The 15,582-nt window shown below is 36.2% G+C and carries 14 protein-coding genes; 4 read left to right on the top strand and 10 right to left on the bottom strand.

The features are described from left to right. Window positions 1-19: 19 nt before the first annotated feature. From FNOD_RS00305 to FNOD_RS00295, 3 genes are read right to left on the bottom strand one after another with little or no spacing between them, the layout of a single operon-like run. A complete protein-coding gene (locus tag FNOD_RS00305) occupies window positions 20-1,705 on the bottom strand; it encodes a 2-oxoacid:acceptor oxidoreductase subunit alpha (RefSeq protein WP_011993249.1) in 1,686 nt (561 codons plus the stop codon). Window positions 1,706-1,749: 44 nt separating this feature from the next. After that, window positions 1,750-2,340, bottom strand: coding sequence for a 2-oxoacid:acceptor oxidoreductase family protein (locus FNOD_RS00300; RefSeq protein WP_011993248.1), 591 nt, complete (start codon window positions 2,338-2,340; stop codon window positions 1,750-1,752). Then, on the bottom strand, window positions 2,337-4,217 hold the full coding sequence (locus FNOD_RS00295; protein ID WP_420794720.1) for a thiamine pyrophosphate-dependent enzyme: 1,881 nt from the start codon (window positions 4,215-4,217) through the stop codon (window positions 2,337-2,339). Before FNOD_RS00295 ends, FNOD_RS00300 begins: the two co-directional genes overlap by 4 nt. A gap of 276 nt (window positions 4,218-4,493) precedes the next feature. Here FNOD_RS00295 and FNOD_RS00290 point away from each other — a divergent pair, with 276 nt between their 5' ends. From FNOD_RS00290 to FNOD_RS00275, 4 genes are all read left to right on the top strand, one after another. Next, a complete protein-coding gene (locus FNOD_RS00290) occupies window positions 4,494-5,609 on the top strand; it encodes a DUF3798 domain-containing protein (RefSeq protein WP_049750977.1) in 1,116 nt (371 codons plus the stop codon). Window positions 5,610-5,710: 101 nt separating this feature from the next. Continuing rightward, on the top strand, window positions 5,711-7,318 hold the full coding sequence (locus FNOD_RS00285; protein WP_011993245.1) for a sugar ABC transporter ATP-binding protein: 1,608 nt from the start codon (window positions 5,711-5,713) through the stop codon (window positions 7,316-7,318). Next, a complete protein-coding gene (locus FNOD_RS00280) occupies window positions 7,311-8,354 on the top strand; it encodes an ABC transporter permease subunit (protein ID WP_011993244.1) in 1,044 nt (347 codons plus the stop codon). Before FNOD_RS00285 ends, FNOD_RS00280 begins: the two co-directional genes overlap by 8 nt. Before the next feature lies 1 nt (window position 8,355). After that, window positions 8,356-9,420: an ABC transporter permease subunit gene (locus tag FNOD_RS00275; protein WP_011993243.1), complete on the top strand. Its 1,065-nt coding sequence runs from the start codon at window positions 8,356-8,358 to the stop codon at window positions 9,418-9,420. An 84-nt stretch (window positions 9,421-9,504) separates the two neighbouring features. On the opposite strand, the gene FNOD_RS00270 is transcribed toward FNOD_RS00275, so the two are convergent. The 7 genes from FNOD_RS00270 to FNOD_RS00240 form a co-directional block, all read right to left on the bottom strand. Beyond that, the gene (locus FNOD_RS00270) at window positions 9,505-10,584 is read right to left on the bottom strand and encodes an iron-containing alcohol dehydrogenase family protein (RefSeq protein ID WP_011993242.1); all 1,080 of its coding nucleotides are present in this window, start codon (window positions 10,582-10,584) and stop codon (window positions 9,505-9,507) included. A gap of 96 nt (window positions 10,585-10,680) precedes the next feature. After that, window positions 10,681-12,087 carry an S-layer homology domain-containing protein gene (locus FNOD_RS09320; RefSeq protein ID WP_011993241.1) on the bottom strand — a complete coding sequence of 469 codons (1,407 nt, stop codon included), beginning with the start codon at window positions 12,085-12,087 and terminating at the stop codon, window positions 10,681-10,683. Between the two features lie 50 nt (window positions 12,088-12,137). Next, window positions 12,138-13,151 carry a protein-glutamate methylesterase/protein-glutamine glutaminase gene (locus tag FNOD_RS00260; RefSeq protein WP_420794728.1) on the bottom strand — a complete coding sequence of 338 codons (1,014 nt, stop codon included), beginning with the start codon at window positions 13,149-13,151 and terminating at the stop codon, window positions 12,138-12,140. Next, complete coding sequence (locus FNOD_RS00255; RefSeq protein WP_238374594.1) at window positions 13,148-13,672, bottom strand: diacylglycerol kinase family protein; 525 nt, start codon at window positions 13,670-13,672, stop codon at window positions 13,148-13,150. The genes FNOD_RS00260 and FNOD_RS00255 overlap by 4 nt, the downstream gene beginning before the upstream one ends. Further along, window positions 13,596-14,192 (bottom strand): 2-oxoacid:acceptor oxidoreductase family protein, encoded by a 597-nt coding sequence (locus FNOD_RS00250; RefSeq protein ID WP_011993238.1) that lies wholly within the window; start codon window positions 14,190-14,192, stop codon window positions 13,596-13,598. Before FNOD_RS00250 ends, FNOD_RS00255 begins: the two co-directional genes overlap by 77 nt. Continuing rightward, window positions 14,189-15,010 carry a 2-oxoacid:ferredoxin oxidoreductase subunit beta gene (locus tag FNOD_RS00245; protein ID WP_011993237.1) on the bottom strand — a complete coding sequence of 274 codons (822 nt, stop codon included), beginning with the start codon at window positions 15,008-15,010 and terminating at the stop codon, window positions 14,189-14,191. Before FNOD_RS00245 ends, FNOD_RS00250 begins: the two co-directional genes overlap by 4 nt. After that, window positions 14,997-15,509, bottom strand: coding sequence for a deoxycytidylate deaminase (locus FNOD_RS00240; protein WP_011993236.1), 513 nt, complete (start codon window positions 15,507-15,509; stop codon window positions 14,997-14,999). The genes FNOD_RS00245 and FNOD_RS00240 overlap by 14 nt, the downstream gene beginning before the upstream one ends. Window positions 15,510-15,582 lie beyond the last annotated feature (73 nt).

The following is a 15,582-nucleotide window of genomic DNA, read 5'->3' as shown; positions in this document are numbered from 1 at the left end:
AGCTCCGTGATAACGCTTTTTACATCAATTGCTTTCCAATTTTTTCAACCAATTCTTCGACAGAAAATACGTATCCACTGTATTTCAATATTCTATTTGAAGTATCTACCCCAAGTTCCAATTTCAAAAGATTAGCAAATTGACCTGTAGCGTTTTGCTCGACGAATATAACCTTTTTCGCCTTTTCGAAGTATCCTTTAACATGTGGAGCGATTGGATAAACTTGTGAGAAATGGAGTACTGCAATCTTTTCATTTCCTAATTTTTCAACAGCTTCCTTTATTATATGCTGCGTTGAACCCCAAGATACGACTAAATATTCGTAATTTGTATCTCCGAACAGTTTTGGTTCGACAAAATCGTCCAATATCTTGTTCAACTTTCTAAGTCTCTTATCAACCATCTTAATTCTCACTTCTTCACTTTCTGTTATATGACCATACTCATCATGCTCATCACTATCAACCCTAACTAGACCTTTCCCGTATCCTGGGATTCCACGAGGCGAGATACCATCTTCTGTTATTTCATAACGCCTGTAGTTTTCATCTGTTTTTACGATATACCTCTCAACCTTCACTTCAGGCATATCCTGTACATTGTAAAATGAGTCTAAGAAGTACTCGTCAGTAAGAACAAAAACTGGTACCTGATATTTATCGGCAACATTGAATGCCTTAGCAGATAATTGGTAGGCTTCACATAAATTTCCCGGTGCGTAAATTATCCTTGGAAAGTCTCCATGCCCTGCGTATAGTACAAGATTTAAGTCTCCTTGTTCTGTTCTCGTTGGGAGTCCAGTCGCTGGTCCTGGTCTTTGCCCTAGATGGACTACGATAGGCGTTTCTATCATCCCAGAAAGGCTGATAGCCTCAGTCATTAATGCAAATCCTCCACCAGACGTTGAAACCATCGCACGTGCTCCTGCATACCATGCGGCAATTGCCATATTAGCTGCCGCTATCTCGTCTTCTGCTTGATCAACTAATATACCATACTGGGGAGATAATCTTGATAATTCCGTAAAAACTGTAGTGGCAGGTGACATGGGATAAGATGAGATAAAATTACACCCGCCAGCAATTGCACCTTTAGCAACGGCTTCTGAACCATTCATTAGTATTTGATTTTTTACTCTTTGATCTGATTTTATTTCTATTCTCAAATCAAGTTCTTTACCAATTTCATAACCTTTCAGAGCTGCGTTGACATTTGCCTTGATAACTTCTTCTGATTTTTTCTTAAAATACTCAGATATATGCTTTACCAAAGCTTCCTCATCTGCGCCTATAATTCCTGAGAGCACACCTATCGCAACTGAATTCTCGTAAATCTTGTTTCCAAAACTCTCTGCAATTTCTTCAAACTTTACACTGATAGAATTTTCTTCTTTAGATACGTATTTTGGATTTCCAAGAATGATTGTATCCTTTGTTATCCTTTTTCTAAGCCTATCAAGTGCATTATCATTTAATGGAACAAGGATATCGATTCTATCAACATAAGCATAAACTGGTTTTTCTGATATCCTTATCTCAGTTGAATTATTTCCACCTCTAACCCTTGACATGTATTCTTTTGTTGCAAATACGTAAAAGCCAGAGTCTTTCGCAACCCTTGTCAAAATATGCTCAACCGCTTGAATTCCTTGACCAGCTGCGCCACTAAGAACTATCGATACTTCATTTTTCCTTATTTCTTGCATTTAAAAACACCTCCTAAATTTCTAACCAACTTCTACTATGCGAATCATTCAGACAATATCTTCTCAAATACTTCTTTATTTAAAGCGTATACTTTCTCATTCATTAAATCTTCCATTGCTTTCAGATAATGTTCTGGCCTAACTTGTGGAATTAAACTGTATTTTGCAATAGTCGCAAGAACAGCTGTATTTTGCATTCTTACATCTGGAAGATTGTAAAATACTCTAAAAACATTTATATTATTTTCCTTTGCAAAATTATCAATTTCCACATTTTGTACTTCTTTTTCTCTTCCAAGTCTGACGGGCAATGGTTGCCACGATGTATCGTAGTATACAAGTACATCTCCGGGCCTAAGATAACTTAGCCCCCTCATAGCCTCGTGACGTTCAAGTGCTATAACAAGATCAACCTCACCTGGGATAACCAAAGGTGAATTAACATTTCCTATCTTCAAATGCGATGAAACAACACCACCTCGTTGGGCTAAACCATGTGTGTCGACACCAATACACCTTTGTCCACTGTAATCAACAGCCCTTATAAGAACTTCACTTAATGTTCCTATACCTTGCCCGCCAACACCAACCATAAACACGCTAAATGTTTTAATTTCCTTTATTGTTTGGGTCATTTTAAATCACCTGCACTTTCGGTATTATCCGCTTTTTCAAATTTCTCGAATTCAAGAGCGCCACTTGGGCATACGCCAATACACGAACCATCGCCTATACAAAGATCCTTATTGACGTATATCCTTCCTTCTAAATCTCTCTGGAAAGATGGACAGGCAAATTTTGTAATACACACACTTGCAAGCGTGCATTTGTTCGTTACACTCATCTGTGGTACTTTAACGATTCCCTTCCTTCTTCTCTCTCTTGTAAACTTGAGCATACATGGGTGTTTAGCTATAACAACATTGAACTCAGGGGTATCTAACGCTTGCTTCAAAACTTCTTCCAACTTATCGATTTGATATGTATCAACTTCCCAGATATGCTTCACTCCCATAGCTTCCAATAAATTTCTTATTCTTATTTTCCTCCCAGGATGGTCTTGATGACCTGTCATAGCTGTTGTGCCATTTTCCATAACCACAAGTGTGAAATTATGGTTGTTGAAAACGGCATTGATTATTCCAGGGAGGCCTGCGTGGAAGAATGTCGAATCACCCAAAAACGCAACAACCTTTCTCGTTTTGTTGAACAAACTCAGACCTGAGGCTGTACCTGTGGAATGTCCCATCGATAATAAAACCTGACCAACTTCGTACGGTTCCAAAAATCCTAATGTATGGCATCCTATGTCTGCAACGGATATGTCATCCTTTGAAAGGATTTTAGAAAGTACATAAAAAACCGGTCTGTGCCCGCATCCTGGACAAAGTTGTGGTGGTCTTTGTATAACGCGGATGTTTCCAACTTTTTTGTGAGGTTCGTAAACCAAATCAGGCCATACTTTTTTCAGAACGATTTTCACCTTTTCGGGTGTATATTCACCAATCCAATCGTCTAAATCAATCTTCCCGATTATTTTCGTATTTATACCCTCTTCGTAAGCTATTGATTTAACGTACTGTTCAATAAAATCATCAAGCTCTTCTAAAATCTTAACTTCCTCGTGTGATTTTAGAAATTCAATTATAGCTTTTCTTGGCAGAGGATAAACCATACCAAGCCTTAAAATATCAACTTTTTCGACATTATCACCAAGTACATCTAAAAGTGAAAGATAGGGGAGCCCAGCAGTTATAACCCCTCGCTTAGAGTTGTTTTTTGACGTATGGGCAAACTCTTCGGAAATTTTTCCCCATTCGCTTAATTTTTCTAAAGCTTTACGCTTCATCACGGGTACGTTGTTAGCTATTGGAATATATGGACCATTTTTCTTAACATTGAAAATGGGTAATCCTAAATCCGAAGGAACGTAACTTCCAAAGTGTACTTTTTGCTTAAAATGGGCCGTGTGAGTTGTTAATCTCAAAATTACTGGTGAACGTAACTTCTTAGAATATTCGACAGCCTTTAAAAACATCTCATAAACTTCCTGAGCGTCTTTAGGTTCAAGTATCGGTGTATAAGATAACCTTGCATAATGTCTATTATCTTGCTCATTTTGTGAACTATTTGCACCCGGGTCATCCCCTATAACAATTACCATCCCACCTGGAAGTTCCATCATACTTAGTTGGACAAAAGAATCTGCAACAACGTTCATACCAACACTTTTGAAAAATACACATGATGTGTAACCATTTATCGATGCACCGAAAGCAACTTCAAGAGCTACCTTCTCATTTGTTGAAAATTCAAAATAAAACGGTCTCTCTTCTTTCTTGATAGAATTTATAGCTTCTGCAATCTCTGGAGTAGGAGAACCAGGATAGCTTGTAACAACTTTAACGCCACTTTCCACCATGGCACGAACAATTGCAGTATTGCCTATAACAATTTCTGAAAAAGGCTCTCTTTGTATCAGCATATCACCCAATGCTTTCAAAAGACTCACTCCTTAATTAATATGAATTTACAATTAATTAGGTTTACCTTATTATATCATACAAAAATGGATTTTGTCTACAATTAATTATATCATAAAAATTTACAATGTAAAAAATAGATATTATTTATCGTATTTTTTGATGTTGTCAAAAATTAATAGCTAAAATACTTTAGGAAATTAAAGTCCTATTTTTGGTGGAACTTTTCCAAAATTGGTACGAACTTGCGTATAATATAGATGTATTACTTTCGCTTTACCATCACTTAAGAAGGAGGGGTTATGATGAAAAGGTTACTAGTTGTATTACTTGCAGTTTTCATGCTGTCAAGTATCTTTGCAGCTCTTGGTTTCAAGATAGGTGTTGTAACGGGTACAGTATCTCAGGGTGAAGATGAATACCGTGGTGCAGAAGCTGTTGTAAAGAAATATGGTAAAGAGATTATCCATGTGACATATCCAGACAAATTCATGCAAGAACAAGAAACAACTATTGCAAGAATAGTTGAACTTGCATACGACCCACAAGTCAAAGCAATTGTCATATGTCAAGCAGTTCCAGGTACAACAGCGGCAATTAGAAGAGTTAAAGAGATGAGAAAAGATATAGTTTTTGTTGCTGCTGTTCCACACGAAGATCCAGCAGTTATTTCTTCAGCAGCTGACGTTATCCTCGAAGTTGATACACCTGGCCGTGGTAAGACAATAGTTGAACTCGCAAAGAAGATGGGTGTCCAAACAATAATTCACTACTCGTTCCCGAGACACATGAGCTATCAACTTCTTGCACAAAGAAAAGATATCATGGAAAAGACAGCAAAAGAAATGGGAATTAATTTCGTATTTGTATCTGCACCAGACCCACTTGGTGAACAAGGTTTAACAGGCGCACAACAATTTATCCTTGAGGACGTTCCAAGACAACTTGCAAAATACGGGCCAAAAACAGGTTTCTTCTCAACAAACTGTGGTATGCAAGAACCTCTTCAAAAAGCAATACTCAAACATGGTGGATATTATCTCGAACCATGCTGTCCATCACCAACACATGGATTCCCAGGTTCATTGGGTATTTCAATACCAGAAGATAAAAAAGGTGATATGACATACATTCTTAGGGTAGTGAACCAAAAAATCATAGAAATGGGTGGCGCGGGAAGGTTCGCAACTTGGCCAGTTCCAATGAACATGCTCTTTGTTGAAGCTGGCGTTGAAATTGCTGCAAAAATTGTCCAAAAGAAACTTAGTCCAACAAATATTAATGGTATAAAACTCGTTGTTACAGAGACGGCGAAAACAAAATATCCGAAAGCAGAATTGCAAGTTAGAACCCTCGATCAATACAAAAATTACTATATGTTTATCCACAAATCAGTTATTTTTGGAGTTGACAAATTCTAAATACATCAAACATAAAGAAGAATTAAGCTTTTAGGTGTCGGCACCGCCGGCACCTTTCATTTAAATTTTTTGGCTATAAACCATAAGGAGGGTTGAAAAATATGAGCGAAAGCACAAGTTATGTCCTTGAGATGAGAAATATAAGTAAGTTTTACTACGGAAACCAAGTTCTTAAAAATGTATCGATAAGTCTCAAACCTGGTGAAATATTAGGGCTTGTTGGTGAAAACGGCGCTGGAAAATCGACATTAATGAATATACTTTTCGGAATGCCTGTTATACATTCCACCGGAGGATTCGAAGGTGAAATTTACTTCAACGGGAAAAAAGTTGAAATTGACTCACCTATAACTGCTATGAATCTTGGTATAGGTATGGTTCACCAAGAATTTATGCTTCTTCCAGGTTTTAGCGTTACAGAAAATATAAAGCTGAACCGCGAAATTACAAAACCAAACATCATAAGTAAAGTTTTTGGAAAAAAGCTTGAAACACTGGATATTCAATCCATGAGAAAAGACGCTCGCAAAGCCTTAGATACAATAGGAATGCATACAATCGATGAAATGCTCCCAGTATCCGGATTACCTGTTGCTCACAAGCAATTTGTTGAAATTGCAAGAGAAATTGATAAGGAATTTCTGAAAGTTCTTGTACTAGATGAACCAACAGCTGTTCTTACTGAAAGTGAGGCCGAAACACTTTTGAATGCAATAAAGATATTAGCAAATAAAGGTATTGCCATTATATTCATATCCCATAGGCTACATGAAATTCTTGAAGTAGCGAATAAGATAGTTATTTTGCGAGATGGTAGTGTAGTTGCTGAAGGTGCTAAAGAAGATTTCACAGTTGCTCAAATAGCTGAAAAGATGGTTGGAAGAAAGATAGAAAAGATTGAATTACCGCCAAGAAAGTTTGAAGTTACCGATGAAAAGATAATTATGTCAATAAAGCATTTGCGTGTCTCCATGCCTGGTGAGGAAGTAAAAGACTTTTCAATAAATATAAGAGAAGGAGAAATTCTTGGTATTGGAGGTCTTGCAGGTCAAGGTAAGCTCGGAATTGCAAATGGTATATTCGGTATGTATCCTGCAGATGGTGATGTAAAATACAAAGGAAAAGATTACCAACTGAATTCTCCACTATTTGCTTTGAAAAATGGTATAGTTTATGTTTCAGAAGACAGAAGGGGAGTAGGTTTGCTTCTTGATGAATCAATTGAAATGAACATCGTTGCAACGGCTATAGAAGCATTTGGTGATTTCGTCAAGAATCTTTTTGGGATAAAAATTTATGACAGGAAAAAGATACGTGCACACGCTCTCAAGTTAATTTCGGAACTTGATATCCGGTGCAAGGGACCTACGCAACCTGTGAGAAGGTTGAGCGGCGGCAACCAACAGAAAGTATGCCTTGCGCGCGCTTTTACACTTAACCCTTCTCTGCTATTCGTTTCAGAACCAACGAGGGGAATAGATGTTGGTGCAAAGAAACTTGTGCTTGATTACCTTGTGAAATTAAATAGAGAGCATGGAATAACTATAGTTCTTACTTCGAGTGAATTGGCAGAATTGAAGTCCATATGTGATAGAATTGCCATCGTTTGTGAAGGTAAACTTGCTGCAATTCTTCCACCTGATGCATCTGATACAGAATTTGGTCTTGCTATGGCAGGAGAATTACAAGAGGTGAGGTCCAATGAATAAAATCATAGAGTTAATAAAGAAGACAGATATACCTACCTTAGTAATAATTTTATTTCTCATAGGTCTATTCATCCTTGCAGCTGGAACAAAGATGTCTATAACTTCACTCCTCAGCGATTCGATTGTTAGAGTCGGTATGAATGGTGTGTTAGTGCTTGCAATGCTACCAACTATAAGAGCGGGAATAGGTCCAAACTTTGGTTTACCAGTCGGAATTATAGGTGGTCTCTTAGGTGGATTAATTGTAATGCAATTGCAAATAACGGGATTTTGGGGATTCTTAGTTGCATTAGTACTTTCAGTGGCATTCAATTTACTCTTAGGTTATATCTACGCATGGTTACTCGATAAAGTTCGTGGTCAGGAAATGATGGTTGAAACTTACGTTGGTTATTCAATAGTAGCATTCATGTCAATTATGTGGCTTATTTTGCCATTCACTAATCCAGAAATGATATGGGCAATAGGTGGAAAAGGATTAAGATATACACTAACATTGCAGAATTACTTTGATAAGATACTCAACAACTTTCTAAGATTCCAAATAGGTAAAGATTTTTACTTCCCAACGGGGCTTATACTCTTCTTTGCGGCAAGTTGTTTCATAGTAAGCTTGTATTTCAAAACACGTCAAGGATTAGCGATTGATTTAACAGGTCAAAATGAACTTTATGGAATTAGCTCAGGTGTTAACCCTAAAAAGGCCAGACGAAACGCTGTGATACTTTCAACAATTTTAGGCGGTGTAGGAATTCTTGTATATGCACAAAGCTATGGATTTCTACAACTCTATCAAGCACCACTCTTTATGACTTTTCCAGCAGTTGCATCAATATTGATTGGTGGTGCATCGATAAAGAGGGCTACAATTACTAATGTTGTTATAGGTACTATTGTATTCCAAACCCTTCTAACAGTCTCATTGCCTGTTTTAAGCCAAGTTACACGGGGCGACGTAACTGAAGTTATGAGACTAATCGTGAGTAATGGAATGATACTCTATGCACTCACACGTTCCCCAAAGGAGGCGAACTAACATGAATAGAAAAATTAGTCTTAAAAATATACTCTTAAGCAATATAGTTCCTATTGCGTTTTTTATTTTAACGCTTGGTGCAGTAATCGTCGCAAAAATCCCAATATTATTTTTACTATCAGAGATTGTTAGAAGGATAAGTCGAAATACATTCTTAGTATTAGCTTTGATAATACCAGTTGTTGCAGGACTTGGTTTGAACTTTGCAATCGTACTTGGAGCAATGGCCGCTCAAGCTTCGTTATTTTTCGTAGTTGATTGGGGAATAACAGGTATCAAAGGTATATTACTTGCGATGCTTATGGCTAGTGTACTTTCCATAGGATTAGGTTGGCTCGTTGGACGAACACTTAATAGGGCAAAGGGAAGAGAAATGATTACTTCTATGATTCTCGGATTTTTTGCAAACGGTGTTTATCAATTGATTTTCCTTTTCTTCATTGGTTCGCTTATACCTTATTCGAAAAAAGCATTCCTTTTACCACAAGGTGTTGGACTTAGAAATACAGTCGACCTCTACGGAGTCGTTGATGGAGCACTTAACAACATATGGATAGTAAGCATAAAATTCATAAACGTTTACATGATTCCTTTATTCATAATTGTTGGACTATGCTTATTAATTACATTTTTACTTAAAACTAAGCTTGGTCAGGATTTTAAGGCAGTTGGTCAGGATATGCACGTTGCTCAAACTGCTGGAATCAATGTTGATAAGACAAGAATTACTGCAATAATAATATCAACAGTTCTTGCAGCAATAGGTCAGATAATATACTTACAAGATATAGGAACAATAAATACATACAACAGTCATGAGCAAATAGGTCTCTTCTCGATTGCCGCGCTCCTAGTCGGTGGTGCAAGTACAAGAAAAGCGAATATATGGAACGCAATAATTGGTGTTATCCTTTTCCACACACTCTTCATAGTCGCACCGAGTGCTGGAAACAGATTATTTGGTCAACCACAGATTGGTGAATTTTTCAGAGAATTTGTTGCATATGCAGTTATCGCATTTGCACTTGCAATGCACGGTTGGAAAACAAGAAAAGGAATACATTAATAAAGAAAACTTTATCATAGTTACAAAAGCCCCACATGAATTTTTGTGGGGCTTTTGTAATTTATTGCATTCCATATTTATCAATTAAAATACAAACTTTTCTCTCATTTCTTCGTAAGCCAGCTTTATCCTTTCCAAATCGTAATTTCCAGGTGTGGACGCTATATGTGAGGCAGTTGATGCAATATTTGCCCATTTATTGATTTCTTCATCAGATACATTAATATCTAATCTCAAACCGATAAGAGCAAAAAATTCATACAGTGAACCATCAAAAATCTTAAGAACTGTATCAACTTTTTCCTTTACAAACTTACTAGCTTCTCTAAGCTCAAAAGGTAAAAATACCGCCGTAGCTAATCCATGTTTTACATCCTTATCAGTTGTAAGATTATAACCAAGCGCATGTGCAATCGTTGTACCTGTTTGGGCAATAACCATTCCTGCAAGAGTGGAGGCAAACATAATTCTTTCACGGTAAAATTCGTTTTCTGGGTCATCTAAAAGTTTTGGAAGATATTCCTTTATTATTTTCATACTCTCTATTGCTAACGTATCACTAAATGGTGTAGATTTAAGAGATATATAACCTTCCATAGCGTGAGACAAAGCATCAAGTGCAGTTGATATTGTTAAATTCTTTCCTAAGGTCATCGTGTACTTGTAATCAACAAATGATACTTTTGGGAATACACAGTCATGAGAAAAACCACGCTTCTTACCATTAAAAGTTAAAACGGAATACTGAGTAACTTCACTACCAGTCCCTGCCGTCGTCGGTATACAGACTATTGTTTTGGCTCTGCTGTATTTCGTCTTATCGTATAAATCCTCTGCACTCAAATGAGGATTTTCAATCAGAACCGCAACTGCTTTTGCAGCATCCATCGGACTGCCTCCACCAAGTCCAATTACCACATCAACATCGTAATATTTTTGAGCGATAGGTTTAATTATATCGGTAGGTGGATTTTCCGGAGTTTCATCGTATATCTGCACATTTTTACCTTCCAATACATCCAATAGATCTTCCAAACTTCCATTTCTACGTGAACTTTTCCCTGTAATTATCAAAAAATTCTCTCCTAAATTCCTTATTAGTTCACGATTTTTTAGGACGGTATCCTTACCATATAAAACTTTCGTTGGCATAAAAAAAGACACTGTAAACACCTCCACATTTTTTCGCTACAAAAAGCTGGTCCGAAGACCAGCTTTTTGTTAATTCACATTTAAAAAAGTTTCTATAAAATCCATTTGTTATTGTCCATTATTTAATGCAATAAATAACGCAGCCGCTCCAAGTACTACACCAATTAAACCTAAAACAAGTGAGAATGTTGGTAAATTGTTTGAAGAAGTCTGTTGTAATTTCTTTTTCAAATCTTCATTTTCAGCTTTTAATTTGTTTATTTCTTCTTGATTTTTCAGAGTTTTTCCATCAATTTCAGAAACTTTGCTATTAACTTGTGTTATTGAACTACTTAGCTTGTTTTCGACATTAATAACACTAACCTCTATGTTGGACAGCTTATTCCCAATTTGTGATACTTTTTCATTAAGTTCCGAAACGGCTTTTTCATCAGCTTTTGATTTTAGTTCTTCTTCCAACTTAGGTAATTTAACTGCTGTTAACTCAGCCAAATCACCTTTATTAATCTCAAGATCGCCTTTTAAATTGGTCAACTCATCTTTTAGTGCATTTATGTTTTTATCAATTTCCGCATCTTTATTTTTAAGATTTGTCGTTTCGGTTGTTATTGCCTTAGATAAGCTTGCTACATTTGATTCCACAGCATTTAACCTTTCACTCAATGCTGTGATATCTTTATTTACGTTTTGAATTTCCTGGATTTTAGTATTCAACTTTACTATTTCGTCATTTAATTTAGCATTGTTTGCTACTTCCGTCTGAACAAAGTTTTTTAAATTGTCTTCGACTGCTTTTATCCTATCTGGAAGTACTAAAACAGTATTTAATTTACTATCAACATTCGAAACTTTCGAATCTAAACTATCCACTTTTGAGCTTAAAGTTGCAAAGTTATCAGATAAACCTTTCAAATTTGTTTGCAAATTGGTGATATTATTTTTCACGTTACTTACATCTTGAGCAATTGTATTTAAACTTTGACCAGTTGGTGTAACTGCAACAAGTGTTCTTAATTCTGTTACCTTTTGTACTAAAGCATCGTACAATGATTTTAAGCCAGATACATCAGTTTTTACGCTATCCAAATCCTTATTTAATGCTTCTAAGTTTTGAGTTAAAATATCAAGCCTACTATCAATAGTTTTATCTTTATTCGCAAGCGAGAGAATTTGGCCTGATAAAGATTTTAACTGAGTATCAAGGTTCGCTGGAATCTCAGTTGTTTGTGTTTTATTTGTTGTAGACGTTGTTGTTGGAATTTTTTTCTCAACACTGCTAATTCTGTCGTTAAGCACACCGTATAGTCTATAGAGTGAGAGTGCAAGCTGGTATCTTGTAACCGACTGATTACCTTGGAAAGTACCATCAGGCATACCTGTGATTACACCCAACTTACTCATTTGGTCAACTGCTTCAGCTGCCCAGTGGTTAACCGGAACATCTTTGAAAGTAGCACCAAATGATAGTGAGACAATTAACACAAAGGAAAAAAATGCGAGAATAAGTCTTTTCATCTGAAATCCCTCCTTAATAATATTAATTGTAATAATCAATTAATCAATAATCATACAATTTCAACAAGTTTTTCTGGAATTTTATCAGCTGGAAGAACAAAGTCGGCATATCCTTCATCAACTACGGCTTTTGGCATACCGTACACAACACATGTTTCTTGACTTTCCGCTATAACATTTCCTTTGAAAAACTTTACTTTAAAAGCTCCCTTAGCCCCATCTCGTCCCATTCCGGTAAGAATAACGGCGATTGTTTTCTCTTTGTAAATTTCAGCCACTTTATCAAGTGTATAATCAACAGAAGGCCTGACATTATTTATCTTTTCGGTTCTTTTATCAAGATAGATTATACTTTTTCTATCTTGATGTTTAATCCCCATATGGTAATCCCCAGGCGCTATGTACACCCAACCAGGTTTAATCTCGTCACCTTCTTCAGCTTCTTTCACGGAAAGATTAGATATTCTATCCAATCTTTGCGCTAACGACTTTGTAAAACCAGGTGGCATATGCTGAACAATTAGTATAGGTGCAGGAAATTCCTTTGGCAAAGGCGGAATAACCAAATCAAGCGAACGCGGTCCACCTGTGGATGAGCCAATTACTACTATCTTACTTGAAACCATGGATTTCAACTTTAATCCAGCAACTGGTTTCTTCTTAAGTAATATGTGTGACAAATCTATTTTCATCGCAGAACGAATTTTTTCCACCAATTCTGGTCCAATTTTTCTAAAGTCCATTGAAACACTTCCAGAGGGCTTTGTTACAAAATCAACTGCACCAAGCTCCAAAGCTAAAAGTGTTATTTCTGCTCCTTCTTCCGTAAGACTACTAACCATTATCACTCTTGTAGGTGACCTCTTCATTATTTCTTTCAAAGCCTCTATACCATTTAATTTTGGCATTTCAACATCCATAGTAATAACATCAGGTTTATATTTTAAGGCTAATTCTACTGCCTCCATTCCATCCTTTGCAACTGCAACAACTTGTATGTCAGGTTGTTGATCTAATAAGTCCTTCAATATCATCCTCATAAAAGGCGAATCATCAACTATCATAACTTTGATTTTCGTGTTTTCCAATTTCTCACCACCTTTATACTAAGTACAGGAAACGCAGCTAGTGATATTATAGCAAAAATTTTCCCAACTTCCAAACTCCAGTTGAAAATCAAACCACCAATCACTATAATACCAACTGTAATTGAAAATATAGCTGCCCACAGGACAACCCCTGCACTGACATCTTTTATTATTTTTATGACCGGATGAAATTCTCTACTGTAAAGGTTCATCAAATTCTCAATTATGGTATTTACCAACTCAGACCAAATTACAAAAAATACTGCAAATATTATCCATAGTAAATCTTCTTTTTCAACCGGAAGAAAGAAAGTAATTGCAAGAACTAAAAGACCTATAAAAAAGTGAATTCTGAGGTTCCTTTCATATATTATAGATTCAACTATACCTTCAATAGCATGGGAAAATGACTGGGCTAAATTATTCGAACCCAATTGTTCTTTTTCGTTTTCTTTCAAGTCTTGGTTTGAATATTTTGTCGGTGAGAGATGCGCCAAGTTTTATCGCCTCCACATTCATGTCAAAATACTTTGGATTAACTTCCTCTCTTACAGCTTCAAAAAGTGTTTCAAAATCAACTAAGCCTGTACTCTTAACAAATGCTCCAAGCAAAATCATATTTGAAACCATAGCATTTCCGTATTTTTCAATTGCAAGTTTACTTGCTGGTATCTCTATTATCCTTCGTGTTATCCTTTTTATTTCATTTGGTAAATTTTGGATATTAGTGCTATCGTATATTATTATACCATTAGTTGCAACATATTTACCATGGCTTACCATTGAAGGGTGCATTATTATCAAAGAGTCAAACAGTACAGCTTTTGGGTAAAGAATTTGTTCATCTGAAACTAATACATCACAATAACTTGGGCCCCCACGTACCTGCTCACTGTAATTTTGCGTTTGGATCACGTATTTTTCCATCAAAACGAAAGCTTCTGAAAGTATATATCCTGCAAGTAAATTACCTTGTCCACCTATACCTGCTATTCTTATTGAAAAAGGTCTAATCATTTTTTATCACTCCTTGCATACGTCATCCTATATCTAGTGTAAAAGTCTGGTTTCGATTCATCTTTTCTAAATACCCCTATTACTATCTTTCCTTTCAATTCTTCCTCTGACATCTTTTCTGCTTTTTCCTTCATAATGGTGTTTTCTTTGAAGAAATCCATCATTTGCCATGGTTCTCTTAAACCGTTATATCTACCGTAGTAAGTATGACAGTTACTCATAACTTCAACTACCGAAACGCCCTTGTGTAAAAGAGCTTCTTTTATGTATTTTACAGTAAGTGGATAGTGATAAACTGTTGACCTTGCAACGTAAGTTGCACCAGCGGAAAGGGCAAGTTTCACAATATCAAACTGCTCTTCAACATTTCCAAAAGGCATGGTACCTGCGATTTTTCCGCCAGGTGTGGTTGGTGAATGTTGCCCACCCGTCATACCATATATCATATTATTGTAAATTATTATCGTTAAATTTATATTTCTCCTACAAGCATGAATGAAATGATTACCACCTATCGCCGTAATATCTCCATCTCCACCCATAACTACAACTTTAAAATCTGGCTTTGCAAGGGAAACCCCCGTTGCAAAGGCTATAGCTCTACCATGTAGTGTATGCATAGTATTAAAATCTAAATATCCCGTTGACCTAGACGAACAACCAATACCGGATATTACAGCTGTTTCCTCTGTTTTCATTCCCGTTTGATCAAATGCGTCTATAAAGCTCTTTAAGATAATTCCATTGCCACATCCTGGACACCAAACAGTCGGCCATCTGTCACTCCTAAGATACTGAGCTAATTTATCCCTTTTCAATTTGATCACCTCCAACTAATTCTATTCCACATGTTTTAAAGAAAAAATCCGTAAGTGGATCTGGATATCCTTCTATATAAACAACTTTTTTTATGCCAGCGTTAATTATCAATCTTGCGCATACAGAACACGGTTTATGAGTAACGTATATGGTTGCTCCATCTGTAGAGATACCAAATTTCGCTGCCTGTATAAGTGCATTTTGTTCGGCATGTAGACCATAACAAATCTCTTGATTTTTTCCAGATGGAATACTTAAATCATCCCTTATGCATCCTATTTCATCGCAATGCGGAAATCCAGAAGGTGGTTGGTTGTAACCCGTTGCGAGAATTCTTTTATCCTTGACAATCAATGCTCCAACTTTTCTATGAACGCATGTAGAGCGCTCAGCAATAACTTTTGCAAGTCTTTTAAAATATTCATCCCAACTTTCCCGTTCATTTTTTGACTCTTTTATGGTAACATTCTTTAAGTAGTTTTCAAGTTCGAAACTCATATCAACACCTCTCAAATGTGTTATATTTAATATTGTAACTTATTTCTAAAAATTAATCAACCAATTTGAAGGA

The organism is Fervidobacterium nodosum Rt17-B1 (assembly GCF_000017545.1).
Taxonomy (GTDB): Bacteria; Thermotogota; Thermotogae; order Thermotogales; family Fervidobacteriaceae; genus Fervidobacterium; species Fervidobacterium nodosum.
The sequence above is the reverse complement of the archived record's forward strand: the minus strand, read 5'-3'. Positions and strand labels throughout refer to the sequence as shown.

Coding starts and splice junctions, on each gene's coding strand:
- FNOD_RS00305 (WP_011993249.1), bottom strand. CDS start 1,705: ATGCAAGAAATAAGGAAAAATGAAGTATCGATAGTTCTTAGTGGCGCA.
- FNOD_RS00300 (WP_011993248.1), bottom strand. CDS start 2,340: ATGACCCAAACAATAAAGGAAATTAAAACATTTAGCGTGTTTATGGTT.
- FNOD_RS00290 (WP_049750977.1), top strand. CDS start 4,494: ATGAAAAGGTTACTAGTTGTATTACTTGCAGTTTTCATGCTGTCAAGT.
- FNOD_RS00285 (WP_011993245.1), top strand. CDS start 5,711: ATGAGCGAAAGCACAAGTTATGTCCTTGAGATGAGAAATATAAGTAAG.
- FNOD_RS00280 (WP_011993244.1), top strand. CDS start 7,311: ATGAATAAAATCATAGAGTTAATAAAGAAGACAGATATACCTACCTTA.
- FNOD_RS00275 (WP_011993243.1), top strand. CDS start 8,356: ATGAATAGAAAAATTAGTCTTAAAAATATACTCTTAAGCAATATAGTT.
- FNOD_RS09320 (WP_011993241.1), bottom strand. CDS start 12,087: ATGAAAAGACTTATTCTCGCATTTTTTTCCTTTGTGTTAATTGTCTCA.
- FNOD_RS00260 (WP_420794728.1), bottom strand. CDS start 13,151: ATGATAGTTGATGATTCGCCTTTTATGAGGATGATATTGAAGGACTTA.
- FNOD_RS00250 (WP_011993238.1), bottom strand. CDS start 14,192: ATGATTAGACCTTTTTCAATAAGAATAGCAGGTATAGGTGGACAAGGT.
- FNOD_RS00240 (WP_011993236.1), bottom strand. CDS start 15,509: ATGAGTTTCGAACTTGAAAACTACTTAAAGAATGTTACCATAAAAGAG.